Genomic DNA, 12,371 nt, shown 5'->3' with positions numbered 1-12,371 from the left:
CTACAGTAATATTATTACTATAAATACATGTTTGGAATAATATAATACAACACTATTAGTTATGTTAATTTTTTAACGGCTAATCATTTTCTGCACGCACAAAAAAAACCGCCGCAGCGGTTTTTTGATTTCCCCGGAAGGATCAGATTTTGCAGCCTTCACAATCCTCTTCACCACCCTGAATTTCAGGCAGTTCAGCGGCTTTCTTTTCTGTCTTTTCGGCGGCTTTTGCCAGCTCGGCGTCGATGTCAAAATCGAAAATATCATCACTCATGATGGGTCTCCTCCCCGTTGTGCAGGGCCGCAGTATACCTGACGCACCGCGGCCTGTGCCAGATTGCGCACAGATTGCTACCTGCTCACAATCCCCGCAGTTAACCGGCGCTGATTTGCATCCCCGCCGGGTCAGTACCATAGTTAAAGGGTCACCATCAACACAACCAGAGGATCACCTTTGGCGATCGCAATAAGGGAGAGTTTGAATGACCGATATCAATAACGTGAAATCCTGGGCCAATGTCAGGGACACATCGATCGAGATTGCAGAAGCGATTTTTGAGCTGGCGAATGATGATGAGGTTCTGGCGCAGAAAATCTGGGAAGAAGGCAATGATGAAGTGCTGCTGAAAGCCTTTGAAAAAACCGATGCCGATCACCTGTTCTGGGGTGAAGAGAAGATTGACCGCAAAAACGTGTAGTACATCGGGGGCTGCCGCCGTCCCCGGCGGTGGCCCGGTCAGCTGCCGAAGCCGAACCCCATCTGGTGGGCCCACTCAAACACCTGCTCTTTGTAGATAAACTTCGGCTCGCACACCGCCGGTTCCCCTTTGGTCTGCACCATGACGGCGACGCAGGGGTACGCCGTCGGGCGGGCATCAAAGATAAAATCCTCGATCTCCTGCTCAACAAACAACGCACTGTCCCGCGGCTCCCTGACCATAAACAGCTCCGCCATAATCCAGCTGCGGTAATCCGCCTCATTTTGCAGCATCTTCATCACTGGCTCCCTGGGTTCACCCCGTTCAGATTGAGATTAGTGCCACTCGTCGCCGCCGCAACAGGGGCAGACTTCAGCACGGGTCACGGACATCGACGCACAGCCGTCACTCTCCCACTCTACCCGCAACGGTTCGCCGTTATCGTCAGCGGCGCTGAGGTAGCGCGGGTAGTGCTGCGCCTGCCCGGCCATGGTTTCGGTTAGGATCAGGCGGTCGCCGGCGTAGATGCGTGCGGTGGCACGGGCATCCTGTTTGCCGTCGGCACTTTCCTGGTAGAGGTGATGAATGGTGAGCTTGATCTTTTGCACGCCGGCTCCTGAGCGGGTCAACGCATTGATTGCGCGAATAGACACAGTCTACCCCATTCAATGCGGTGAGGGATACGCAGAATCTGCCTCTCCCCCGGCGCGTTATGACTCAGTGTGCAGGTTGCTGCTGCCTGCCGGACGCGGCCAGCGGGGCGGGCTGCCTGGCCTGCTTGCGCGCCAGGTCATAGATATCGTAAAAATCGATCGCGCCTTTGTGGCGGATGATCTCCTGCATACGCGCCTTGATCGGCTGCGCCACCTGCGGGTGCGCCAGGATCTCCTCTACCGCGTGTACCGGCACTTCACGGCTGAAGTACCACTCACCGTTGTAGCAGACCCGCAGGTCCAGCACGCCGATATCTTCGTAGCGGTAGACGGGTTTGATGTCCAGCAACAGCCCGCCGGAAACCAGCACCAGAAACGCGGTGAAACCGGCAAACCACCCCAGCCCCATATAGGGGGCGTAGTACATCACCACGCCTACGGCCACGTAGCCGGCCAGCATCGCCAGGCAGAGCAGCGGGTGTTTGGTGAAAAATTCCGTATTGAAACGCGCCTTGCCGTCACGGCGTTCCTGTTGGTTAATCTGCTGAATCTCTCTGACCAGGATGGTCTTAATGGCGTCCATCGTGTCACCCTCGTGGGATAATGTTGGAAGCCGTATGCTAGCACAATGACTGTTATAGCCCGCATAGCAGTTCGTCGATATTCACCGCCTATCTGTTATAGCTTGTGGGGATAATCCCCCTCTCTTTTATCACTGGGAAAAATGGGTTTGATTTTCCTGGGCCGCACCGCCTGTTTATTTCCCACTGACCGCGATAAAAAAGATGATAACCCTCTGTTTTATCTCACTGAACGGATATGAGTGACGCCCCGCGGCCTTAACGTGGTAACCCTGACACTCGTTCTTTTCGTGCCTGCGCTGCCTGGCTCCCGCAGGAAACAGGGTGCCCCGGCCCGTGCCGGGTGCCTGGCAAGTGATAAAGGGTGGGTTATGTCCATAAATTCAGAAAACCAGAAAGTGGGGCTGATTCCCGTCACCCTGATGGTCTCCGGCAATATTATGGGGTCCGGGGTCTTTCTGCTGCCGGCGAACCTGGCCGCGACCGGCGGCATCGCCATCTGGGGCTGGCTGGTGACGATCCTCGGCGCGCTGGCGCTGTCGATGGTGTATGCCAAAATGTCCTCGCTGGATGCCAGCCCCGGCGGCTCCTACGCCTACGCCCGCCGCGCGTTCGGGCCGTTTATCGGTTACCAGACCAACGTGCTCTACTGGCTCGCCTGCTGGATCGGCAATATTGCGATGGTGGTCATCGGCGTGGGCTACCTCAGCTACTTTATCCCGCTGCTCGGGGAACCCATTCCGCTGACCATCGCCTGCGTGGCGATCCTCTGGCTGTTTGTGCTGCTGAACATCGTCGGGCCGAAGATGATCACCCGGGTTCAGGCGGTGGCGACGGTGCTGGCGCTGGTGCCGATTGTGGCGATTGCGCTGTTCGGCTGGTTCTGGTTCCGCGGCGAGACCTATATGGCCGCCTGGAACGTCAGCGGCCTGGGGACGTTCGGGGCGATCCAGAGCACGCTGAGCGTGACCCTGTGGTCATTTATCGGCGTGGAGAGCGCCTCAGTGGCGGCCGGGGTGGTCAAGAACCCGAAGCGCAATGTGCCGATTGCCACGCTGGGCGGGGTGCTGATCGCCGCCGTCTGCTATGTGCTCTCTACCACTGCCATCATGGGGATGATCCCCAACGCCGAATTGCGCCTCTCGGCCTCGCCGTTTGGTGACGCGGCCCGGCTGGCGCTGGGCGATCTGGCGGGCGGCATTGTGGCGCTCTGCGCCGCCCTTGGCTGCCTCGGCTCTCTGGGCGGCTGGACGCTGCTGGCCGGCCAGACCGCCAAGGCCGCAGCCGATGACGGCCTGTTCCCGCCTGTTTTCGCCAAAGTGAATAAAGACAATGTGCCGGTGGCCGGGCTGCTGATTATCGGCGTGCTGATGACTGTTTTCCAGGTCACCAGCATCTCCCCCAACGCCACGGCGCAGTTCGCGCTGGTCTCTTCCGTTTCGGTGATCTTTACCCTGGTGCCCTATCTCTACACCTGCTCCGCGCTGCTGCTGCTGGGCCACGGCCACCTCGGCAGCCACCGCGCCCTCTACTTCTTCATCACCCTGCTGGCGTTTGTCTACTGCATCTGGGCGGTGGTCGGCTCCGGCGCGCAGGAGGTGATGTGGTCGTTTGTGGCGCTGATGGTGATCACCACCCTGTACACCATTAACTACAACCGGCGGCACAAAACCCCCTTCCCGCTCGACCGCCCGTTTGTACGCGATGATGACTAAGTGACCGCCCGACGCACCGGGCGGGCCCCTTTACGTTGACAAAGGCAGGCAGCATGATTGATTTAGGCACACACAAGAGACGCAACGTCCTGGTGGTGGACAGCAACATCCTGGACCACAACACCGCCAACAGCCGCGCCGTGCAGGCGCTGATCGGCGCGCTGCGCGATACCGGCCTGGAGGTGCTCCCGGCCGCCACTTTTGAGGACGGCAAGGCCACGGTGATGTCCGACGCCTCACTCTGCTGCATCTTTGTTGACTGGACCTCCGGCGGCAATGATGACGCCTCCCACAGCCAGGCCTCGGCGCTGTTGCAGGAGATCCGCCGCCGTAACCGGGAGGTGCCGGTGCTGCTGATGGCGGAGCACTCCTGCATCGACAGCCTGACGCTGGACATCATGCGCATGGTGAATGAGTTCGTCTGGATGCACGAAGACACCGCCGACTTTATCGCCGCCCGCGCCAACGCCCTGATCGCCCACTATTACGATCAGCTGTTGCCGCCCTTTACCAAGGCGCTGTTCCACTACACGCTGACCTCCCCGGAGTACTCCTGGGCTGCGCCGGGCCACCAGGGCGGGGTCGCCTTTACCAAAAGCGCCGTCGGCCGGGAGTTTCTCGATTTCTTCGGGGAGAACCTGTTCCGCACCGACACCGGGATTGAGCGGGCGGCGATGGGCTCGCTGCTGGACCACAGCGGGCCGGTCAACGCCTCTGAAATCTTTGCCGCCAAGGTGTTCGGCGCGCAGCGCAGTTACCCGGGGCTGAACGGCACCTCCGGCTCCAACCGGGCGATCATGGCGGCAACGATCGGCGAGCGGCAGGTGGCGCTGTGCGACCGCAACTGCCATAAATCGATTGAACAGGGGCTGGTAATGACCGGGGCGTTGCCGGTGTTTTTTGTGCCGACCCGCAACCGCTTCGGCATTATCGGGCCGATCCCCAAGCAGCAGTTCCGGGCTGCGGATATTCAGGCGAAAATTGCCGCCCACCCGCTGATCGATCAGGCCGCCGGCCGCACGCCGGTCTATGCGGTGATCACCAACTGCACCTATGACGGCATGTGCTACCACGCCGCGCAGGCGCAGGACCTGCTGGCACAAAGCGTGGATCAGATCCATTTTGATGAGGCGTGGTACGCCTACGCGCGCTTTAACCCGCTCTATCAGCAGCGCTACGCGATGCGCGGCGACCCGGAAGAGCATGACCCAAACGGGCCGACGGTGTTTGCCACCCACTCCACCCACAAGCTGCTGGCGGCGCTGTCGCAGGCGTCGTACATCCATATCCGTCACGGCCGCAAGCCGGTGGTGCATTCACGCTTCAACGAGTCCTATATGTTGCAGGCCAGCACCTCGCCGCTCTATGCGATCATCGCCGCCAATGAGGTCGGCGCGGCGATGATGCAGGGCGGCCAGGGGCAGACGCTGACGCAGGAGGTGATCAACGAGGCGGTGGATTTCCGGCTGGCGCTGGCGAAGGTCAACGCCACCTTCCGCGATCGCGGTGAGTGGTTCTTCGCACCGTGGAACGCCCCGGAAATCACCGACCCGGACACCGGCAAAAAGATCCCGTTCCGCATGGCGTCGAAAACCCAGCTGGCCACCGACCCGCGCTGCTGGGTGCTGAAACCGGGCGAGGCCTGGCACGGGTTTGAGCAGCTTGAGGAGGAGTGGTGCATGCTGGACCCGATCAAAGCCGGGATTCTCTCGCCGGGGATGAACGATGACGGCACCCTGATGGCGAACGGCATCCCGGCGGCGATGGTGACGGCATTTCTTACCCAGCATGGGATTGTGCCCTCGCGCACCACCGACTTTATGGTGCTCTGTCTCTTCTCCGTTGGGGTGACCAAAGGGAAATGGGGCACGCTGATTAACGCCCTGCTGGAGTTCAAGCGCCATTATGATGAAAACACCCCGGTGACCGCCTGCCTGCCCGGGCTGGCCGGGGGCTACCCCGCACGCTACGCCGGGATGGGGCTGCACGATCTCTGCGATGAGATGTTCAACTACATGAAAACCAGCCAGATGGATAAGCTGCAAGCGGAGGCCTTTGGCCAGCTGCCGCCGCCGGTGGTGCTGCCGCGCCGGGCGTTTCAGGCGCATATGGCGGGCCATTGTGACCACCTGCCGGTTGACCGGCTGGCCGGCCGGGTCTCGGCCGTCGGCGTGATCCCCTATCCGCCCGGCATCCCGATTGTGATGCCCGGTGAGGGGTTCGGCCGTGCTGACCAGCCGTGGTTGCGCTACATCCGCAGCATTGCCGACTGGGGCAGCACCTTCCCCTGCTTTGAGAAAGAGCTGGAAGGCGCGGAAATGATCGGCGGCAAATACCACATCTGGGTGCTGAAAGAGGGGGAATGAATAATCCCGCGCAAAAAAAACGCCAGCCTGGGGGCTGGCGAAAAATACTGAAAGCAATGTGAGCAATGTCGTGTCTTCCCTACGGCAGAGCCGCCGTCGTGGAGGACGCATTGATGATAACGATTATCATTACGTCATGTAAAGCGCTTTTTGTCGACCCTTTTTTCGGCGCTGCCTGCCTGTGCCGTCAGAGTAAAGCCCGCGCCCCGGTTTCCGCCACGCTGAACGATGATTTACGCTAATGTTAGAAGGATACCCCCAATAAGAGGATTGGCATGGCGCAACGCCGGGGGTAGTCTGGCAAGCGGTACGCAGCGGAGGGGCATTATCATGAGCATCGGCATTAATTCTCTGGTCAAACATAAAACCGGCGAGATTGTCGGCCGGGTTATCTCTATGCTTTCCAGACAGGAGCGGCCCTGGGCGATGGTTGACTGGGGTAACAGCGGTATTTCTATGCACGCCTTAAATGATCTGATTGAAGTCAGCCAGGAAAACCGCCGTCTATAACACCCTGGTTCGTGCGTTTACCTCCCTTGCCCGGCCGCGCGCTCTGCCGCGCCCTGCGTCATGCTGATTGATTAGCCCCTGTTATCTCCCCCGCACCGGCGCGCGTTATTTCAGGAAAAATGAAACATGCGCAGCTTCACAGCCCCTGCAGTAACCCTTTGATCTCCTGCCCCGCCCTGCTGCCGCCCTACCGTTTTTTTATTCTTTCCTTTATTTATAAGGAAATATTTATTCCATTAAAAAGCCCGCCAAATAGTAAACAGGGGTATTAAATATCTCTGGCACGCGTTTTATCCTGAAAATCTTCGCTATACACCCCGCTTTTATGAGCCAGCACACAAAATTAAATTTCCAATATTTTAATAAATGAAATTTCCTGTCTATAAATAAGGCGTCATTTGTTCGCGGATTTTTATGTGATGGTTTTTATCTTCCTCCCCTGTCACGACCAGACCCTGCAAGACCACTGGAGCTATCATGGAACAATACATAACAACCAACCCTGCTTCCGGGCCAAACAGTCAGACCAAAACCGAACCCTTCGTTAAAATTATCGTGCTGATCTCCACCCTCGGCGGCCTGCTGTTCGGCTACGACACCGGGGTGATCTCCGGCGCCCTGCTGTTTATGGGCCAGGAGCTGCACCTGACTCCCTTTACCACCGGGCTGGTGACCAGCTCCCTGCTGTTCGGCGCGGCGTTTGGCGCGCTGATGGCGGGCCACCTGGCCGATGCCGCCGGCCGCAAAAAGATCATTCTGTTTCTGGCAGTGATTTTTGCCGTCGGCGCCATTGGCACCTCTCTGGCACCGGATGTCACCTGGATGATCGCCTTCCGGCTGGTGCTCGGCGTGGCAGTCGGCGGCGCGGCAGCGACCGTGCCGGTCTATATCGCGGAGATCGCCCCGGCCAACCGCCGCGGCCAGCTGGTGACACTTCAGGAGCTGATGATCGTCTCCGGCCAGATGCTCGCCTACATCTCCAACGCCACCTTCCATGAAATCTGGGGCGGCGAGTCCACCTGGCGCTGGATGCTGGCGATCGCCACCCTCCCGGCAGTGCTGCTCTGGTTCGGGATGCTGTTTATGCCCGATTCGCCGCGCTGGTACGCGATGAAAGGGCGTATGGCAGAGGCGAGAAAGGTACTGGAGCGCACCCGTTCCGCCCAGGATGTGGACTGGGAGATGACGGAGATTGAGGAGACGATTGAAGAGAACCGCCATCAGGGCAAGGGCCGGCTGCGTGACCTGGCCACCCCGTGGCTGCTGAAGCTGTTCCTGCTGGGCATCGGCATCGCGGTAATCCAGCAATTAACCGGCGTAAATACCATTATGTATTATGCGCCGACCATGCTGGAGGCCACCGGCCTGAGCACCAACGCCGCCCTGCTGGCGACCATCGCCAACGGGGCGATCTCGGTGGCGATGACCTTTGTCGGCATCTGGCTGCTGGGCAAAATCGGCCGCCGGCCGCTGGTGCTGATTGGGCAGATAGGCTGCACCTGCTCGCTGTTCTTCCTCGGCGCGGTCTGCGTGCTGATGCCGGAGCTGGTCAACGGCCTGCCGAACCTGGTGCGCAGCTATCTGGTGTTGGCCGGCATGCTGATGTTCCTGAGCTTCCAGCAGGGCGCACTCTCGCCGGTGACCTGGCTGCTGCTCTCTGAAATCTTCCCAATCCGGATGCGCGGCATCTGTATGGGTGCGTCGGTATTTGCCATGTGGATCGCCAATTTCATGATCTCCCTGGCCTTCCCGCTGCTGCTGGCCGGGGTCGGGCTGGCGGGGGCCTTCTTTACCTTTGCCTGTATCGGCATCGCCGGGTCACTGTTTGTGGTGCTCTGCGTGCCGGAAACCCGCGGCCGCAGCCTGGAGCAGATTGAGCACTACTTCCGCGACCGTTACCAGTCTGTGCCCGTCAGCCCGCGCCTCTCCACCGGGCAGAAACGCAAGGCCTGACAGCAAAAAGCCCACCGTCCGGTGGGCTTTCTTTATCTGGTGCGGCAAGGTCAGCGCGGCATAGTATGCGGCGCAGGTTGCTTCTTTTTCACCGGCTTTTTCCTGGCGTGATGTACCGGTGTGTGGCTGACCTTCTTCGCCGGGTGGGCGGCCCGGTGCGCGTGGCTGAGTTCCGCTTTGTTAACCGGGGTGGCATCGGCGTGCATCGGTTCGGCCATCGCTGCGCTGCTCAACATTAACAGTGATCCCAGCATCACAGTTTTCATTCTGTTCATTCTTACCTCTGTTGTTATCTATCCTGCGATTCATTCGCAGGGAAGAGAGTACAGGGTTTGGCTGTAAGGATTCCGGCAGCAGAATGTAACAACATGCTAACCTCCACGCCCTGACGCGTTCAGCGCGTTTTCCCCCGCCGGGACAGGCGCTCCGCCCTATAAATGTGCGTATTGACGCCGCAGGGGAGTGAAAACCATTGTTACGGCATGTTAATAACGCCACCGGATGCGGTTTTCTGGTCTATGCTTTTAATACGTTCACTCACAAATGGAGTTTGCATATGTTTGATAAAGTAAAAGATAAAGCAGAAGAAGCTGTGGGTGCGGGCCAGGAACAGTTTGGTCGCGCAACTGATGACAGCAAGACTCAATTTGAAGGGGCTGTGCGTAAGAACCTTTCCCAGGCCTCTTATGCTGTCAACGATGCAGTAGACACCGTGAAACGTACCACGTCTGACAACCCGGTGCCGGCACTGCTGGTGGCCGCAGGGGTGGGCTTTGTTCTGGCGAAACTGCTGGGCGGCCGCCGCTAACCGGTGACAACGTTCTGTAAAAGCCCGGCCTGGCCGGGCTTTTTTACATCTATACCTTACAGGCAGAAGAAACGGTTTACATTATCGCAGCCATTGTTTTTATTTTGTCTATTACCGCGATCAAAGAATTGATAGAAAAGCGCAAAATCAATACAATATTGTCATTGTGTAAACAACAGGTAATAGATGTGTCCGCTCATACCGCCTGGGAAGCGTTAAAAACCATTTTCCTTATCGGCTTCGCCCTCTCCGCCCTTTTCACTTTACTCATCAGCCGTGATTCCTCTTTCCGGATCCGCCTTTTTACCTCCGGCATCATTGGCCTGACCTGGCCGCTGAGTTTTCCGGTGGTGTTGCTGTTTTCCCTGTTCTAGCCGTCAGGCCGGGGTCATGACCAGCAGGTAGCGGCAGGGCTGGCTGCCGGGGTTGGCAAAGGTCAGCGGCGCATCCACGCCGAAGCTGAGGCAATCCCCCGCTGCCAGTTGATAGTGCGTCTCCCCGTAGGTCAGCTGCAACGTGCCTTCACACAGCCAGAGTTGCTGCCGGTAAGGCGCAGGCTCCCAGCGTGGGTAGGTAATGGCGGCCCCGGCCGGCAGGGTGATTTCAACCAGCTCTGCGCCCTGCCCGGTGCCTTTTTCGCTGACCTGCCGCCGCTGGTAGCCCTGTTCCGGGTCGCGCCAGACAGGTTGCTCCGCCCGGCGGCGCAGCGGGTGCGGCCGGGATTCCGGCCCGGTAATCAGCTCTGTCAGTGAAATCCCCAGGCCGGCGGCCAGCCGCCCCAGCGTGGCGGCACTGGGGCTGCTGACCTGGCGTTCAATCTTTGAGATCATCGCTTTACTCACCCCTGACTGCTGTGCCAGCCTGTCGATGCTCCAGCCTTTCCCTTTACGTCTGGCCTGCAACTGGCCGGCGATAATCTCATCAATTGACATGATTCCTGCCCGCGTTTACTTTAGGAGAATAATGTCCATTATAGTAGACAGCACCACAGGAGTGTTCAAGATGAACTGGGTAGAATGCAGTGAAGAGCGCCATGCCGAAGCGATTCTGGCCATTTTCAACGAGGCGATTCTGACCTCAACCGCCTTATATGACTACCAGCCGCGGCCGCTCACGGCGATGCGCACCTGGTTTGCCGTGAAACGCGACAACGGTTTCCCGGTGATCGGGCTGGAAGATGAGCACGGCACCCTGCTGGGCTTTGCCAGTTACGGCACCTTCCGCCCTTTCCCCGCCAATAAATACACCGTGGAACACTCCCTCTATGTCCACCCGGATCACCGGGGGCGCGGGCTTGGTCGCCTGCTGCTGGAGCGCCTGATCGCCGAGGCGCAGGCGCGGCAGGTGCATACGATGGTCGGCGGCATCGACAGCACCAACCGGGGCAGCATCGTGCTGCATGAACGCCTCGGCTTCAGCCACTGCGGCACCGTGAAGCAGGCGGGCTATAAATTTGACCGCTGGCTCGATCTGGCGTTTTACCAGCTCCTGTTGCCGACGCCGGACGCGCCGCAAGCGGGCTGACCGCGGCCGCCGCCTATCCCTTCTATACTTAGCCTGTTGGCGATAACAGGAGGTATTATGTGCGGACGCTTTTCACAACACCGGACCCGGTCAGAGTATCTGGACGCGCTGGCCCCGGAGATCCCCTTCAACGGCGCGCTCGACCCGGTGCCGGTGGACCGCTACAACGTGGCCCCCGGCACCCGGGTGCTGCTGCTGAACCAGCGTGACGACCAGCTCTGCCTCGACCCGGTACGCTGGGGCTACCAGCCCCACTGGGCGAAAGAGGCCCACCGGCCGCCGGTAATCAATGCCCGCGTGGAGACCGCCGCCGGGAGCCGGATGTTCAAACCGCTCTGGCAACACGGCCGCGCGCTGGTGATGGCGGACGGCTGGTTTGAGTGGAAAAAAGATCCGGACGACGCCAAACGCAAGCAGCCCTACTTTATCTATCACCAGAGTGACGCCCCCCTGTTTTTCGCCGCCATCAGCAAATTCCACCCGGATGCCCTGGAGCCGCCGGAGGATGACGGCTTTGTGATCGTGACGGCGGCCTCTGATGCGGGGTTACTCGACATCCATGACCGCCGCCCGCTGGTCCTGACGCCGGAGGCGGCGCGCGCCTGGCTCGACCCCACCCTCACCCCGGAGGAGGCCGGGACGCTGGCTTCGGAGGGCGCAGTGCCGGTAGAAGAGTTCAGCTGGCACCCGGTGGATAAAGCCGTCGGTAACCCGCACCACCAGGGGCATGAACTGCTGGCGCCGATCGATAACCCGCTGGTATAGCTGCCCGTGGAGGAAACATGCTGAATATCAAGGCACTGAGCCATATCTACCACAACCTGCCGGAACTGATTGAAGAGACGGCAGGCCAGAGCGGCACCAACCTCGCCAGCGCACGCGGCGTGGCCCGGCAGATCATGGCGGAAAAAACCTTAGCCAACCTCTCACCCGCCCAGATGAAGGTGTTTGATCAGGCGCTGCGTCCCCTGATTGAGAATGCCCAGTGGGGCGGCGACTGGCGGCAGGATGAGTAGCGCGGCATCTTGTACCGCACTCCTCTGCTTACCGCTGATTAGAGGATGACAGAACGGCAGTAGAATTTGCTATCCACGGCCATGCGTGGGAAGGCGGGCGGCAGGCGCTCTACGGGGATCTCGCTGAAGCCCTGCTTTTCATAAAAGCGGTGGGCCGCCAGGAATTTGTCCGTGGTGCCCAGATACACATCCCGGATGCCCGCTTCCCCGGCATGTTGGAACAGTGCCGCCAGCAGCCGCGGCGCGACGCCCCACTCCCGGCCGCGGTAGGCCGCCGTGACAAACATTTTACGCAGCGCCGCCTGCTGGTTGCCGATGTCCTTCAGCCCCAGCGTGCCGATAATCTCATTCCCGCAGCGCGCGACCCAAAACTCCCCTTTCCCGGACTGGTAAAACCCCGGGATGTCGCTGAGATCGGGCTGCTGGTCCGCCGTGATGGCGATACCGAATTCCCGGTTCTGGATAGGCAAAATGACATTGATCACGTGGTCACGTTCTGCGGGCTGAAAACGGCTGATGGTCACAGGCTGGGCGGGTTCCGTCATGG

Annotated in this window: 17 protein-coding genes; 10 read left to right on the top strand and 7 right to left on the bottom strand. The window is 59.6% G+C overall.

What is annotated here, in order from left to right; translation table 11 throughout:
- Positions 1–142: 142 nt before the first annotated feature.
- On the bottom strand, positions 143–274 hold the full coding sequence (locus CYR32_RS21950) for a hypothetical protein (RefSeq protein WP_277621928.1): 132 nt from the start codon (positions 272–274) through the stop codon (positions 143–145).
- A 208-nt stretch (positions 275–482) separates the two neighbouring features.
- Here CYR32_RS21950 and CYR32_RS01090 point away from each other — a divergent pair, with 208 nt between their 5' ends.
- Complete coding sequence (locus CYR32_RS01090) at positions 483–698, top strand: YccJ family protein (protein WP_072925535.1); 216 nt, start codon at positions 483–485, stop codon at positions 696–698.
- 38 nt (positions 699–736) lie between these two features.
- Here the strand turns inward: CYR32_RS01090 and CYR32_RS01085 are convergent, their stop codons facing one another.
- From CYR32_RS01085 to CYR32_RS01075, 3 genes are all read right to left on the bottom strand, one after another.
- Positions 737–997 (bottom strand): hypothetical protein, encoded by a 261-nt coding sequence (locus CYR32_RS01085; protein ID WP_101821685.1) that lies wholly within the window; start codon positions 995–997, stop codon positions 737–739.
- A gap of 36 nt (positions 998–1,033) precedes the next feature.
- Positions 1,034–1,306: a hypothetical protein gene (locus CYR32_RS01080; RefSeq protein WP_101821683.1), complete on the bottom strand. Its 273-nt coding sequence runs from the start codon at positions 1,304–1,306 to the stop codon at positions 1,034–1,036.
- Positions 1,307–1,415: 109 nt separating this feature from the next.
- Positions 1,416–1,934: a YlaC family protein gene (locus tag CYR32_RS01075; protein ID WP_101821681.1), complete on the bottom strand. Its 519-nt coding sequence runs from the start codon at positions 1,932–1,934 to the stop codon at positions 1,416–1,418.
- A 369-nt stretch (positions 1,935–2,303) separates the two neighbouring features.
- On the opposite strand from CYR32_RS01075, the gene adiC reads away from it, so the two are divergent.
- From adiC to CYR32_RS01055, 4 genes are all read left to right on the top strand, one after another.
- Positions 2,304–3,647, top strand: coding sequence for an arginine/agmatine antiporter (adiC, locus tag CYR32_RS01070; protein ID WP_101821678.1), 1,344 nt, complete (start codon positions 2,304–2,306; stop codon positions 3,645–3,647).
- A gap of 53 nt (positions 3,648–3,700) precedes the next feature.
- Positions 3,701–6,013 carry an Orn/Lys/Arg family decarboxylase gene (locus tag CYR32_RS01065; protein ID WP_101821676.1) on the top strand — a complete coding sequence of 771 codons (2,313 nt, stop codon included), beginning with the start codon at positions 3,701–3,703 and terminating at the stop codon, positions 6,011–6,013.
- 330 nt (positions 6,014–6,343) lie between these two features.
- Entirely contained in the window at positions 6,344–6,523 is a 180-nt protein-coding gene (locus CYR32_RS01060) for a hypothetical protein (RefSeq protein ID WP_101821674.1), read from the top strand.
- 477 nt (positions 6,524–7,000) lie between these two features.
- On the top strand, positions 7,001–8,476 hold the full coding sequence (locus CYR32_RS01055) for a sugar porter family MFS transporter (RefSeq protein ID WP_101821672.1): 1,476 nt from the start codon (positions 7,001–7,003) through the stop codon (positions 8,474–8,476).
- A 50-nt stretch (positions 8,477–8,526) separates the two neighbouring features.
- Here the strand turns inward: CYR32_RS01055 and CYR32_RS01050 are convergent, their stop codons facing one another.
- Complete coding sequence (locus tag CYR32_RS01050; RefSeq protein WP_101821670.1) at positions 8,527–8,742, bottom strand: hypothetical protein; 216 nt, start codon at positions 8,740–8,742, stop codon at positions 8,527–8,529.
- A gap of 290 nt (positions 8,743–9,032) precedes the next feature.
- Here CYR32_RS01050 and CYR32_RS01045 point away from each other — a divergent pair, with 290 nt between their 5' ends.
- Positions 9,033–9,284 carry a CsbD family protein gene (locus CYR32_RS01045; protein WP_241522048.1) on the top strand — a complete coding sequence of 84 codons (252 nt, stop codon included), beginning with the start codon at positions 9,033–9,035 and terminating at the stop codon, positions 9,282–9,284.
- Between the two features lie 188 nt (positions 9,285–9,472).
- The gene (locus tag CYR32_RS01040; RefSeq protein WP_101821668.1) at positions 9,473–9,658 is read left to right on the top strand and encodes a GhoT/OrtT family toxin; all 186 of its coding nucleotides are present in this window, start codon (positions 9,473–9,475) and stop codon (positions 9,656–9,658) included.
- Between the two features lie 3 nt (positions 9,659–9,661).
- On the opposite strand, the gene CYR32_RS01035 is transcribed toward CYR32_RS01040, so the two are convergent.
- Positions 9,662–10,216 carry a helix-turn-helix domain-containing protein gene (locus CYR32_RS01035; protein ID WP_101821666.1) on the bottom strand — a complete coding sequence of 185 codons (555 nt, stop codon included), beginning with the start codon at positions 10,214–10,216 and terminating at the stop codon, positions 9,662–9,664.
- 31 nt (positions 10,217–10,247) lie between these two features.
- Here CYR32_RS01035 and CYR32_RS01030 point away from each other — a divergent pair, with 31 nt between their 5' ends.
- Genes CYR32_RS01030 through CYR32_RS01020 form a run of 3 tightly spaced genes read left to right on the top strand, consistent with a single transcriptional unit; the run spans position 10,248 to position 11,824 of the window.
- Positions 10,248–10,808, top strand: a complete 561-nt coding sequence (locus CYR32_RS01030) for a GNAT family N-acetyltransferase (RefSeq protein ID WP_241523719.1) — start codon at positions 10,248–10,250, stop codon at positions 10,806–10,808.
- A gap of 57 nt (positions 10,809–10,865) precedes the next feature.
- Positions 10,866–11,573: an SOS response-associated peptidase family protein gene (locus CYR32_RS01025; protein WP_101821662.1), complete on the top strand. Its 708-nt coding sequence runs from the start codon at positions 10,866–10,868 to the stop codon at positions 11,571–11,573.
- Between the two features lie 17 nt (positions 11,574–11,590).
- Entirely contained in the window at positions 11,591–11,824 is a 234-nt protein-coding gene (locus CYR32_RS01020) for a hypothetical protein (RefSeq protein ID WP_101821660.1), read from the top strand.
- Positions 11,825–11,862: 38 nt separating this feature from the next.
- Here the strand turns inward: CYR32_RS01020 and CYR32_RS01015 are convergent, their stop codons facing one another.
- Complete coding sequence (locus tag CYR32_RS01015; protein ID WP_101821658.1) at positions 11,863–12,369, bottom strand: GNAT family N-acetyltransferase; 507 nt, start codon at positions 12,367–12,369, stop codon at positions 11,863–11,865.
- Positions 12,370–12,371 lie beyond the last annotated feature (2 nt).

The organism is Chimaeribacter coloradensis (assembly GCF_002858715.1).
Taxonomy (GTDB): Bacteria; Pseudomonadota; Gammaproteobacteria; order Enterobacterales; family Enterobacteriaceae; genus Chimaeribacter; species Chimaeribacter coloradensis.
The sequence above is the reverse complement of the archived record's forward strand: the minus strand, read 5'-3'. Positions and strand labels throughout refer to the sequence as shown.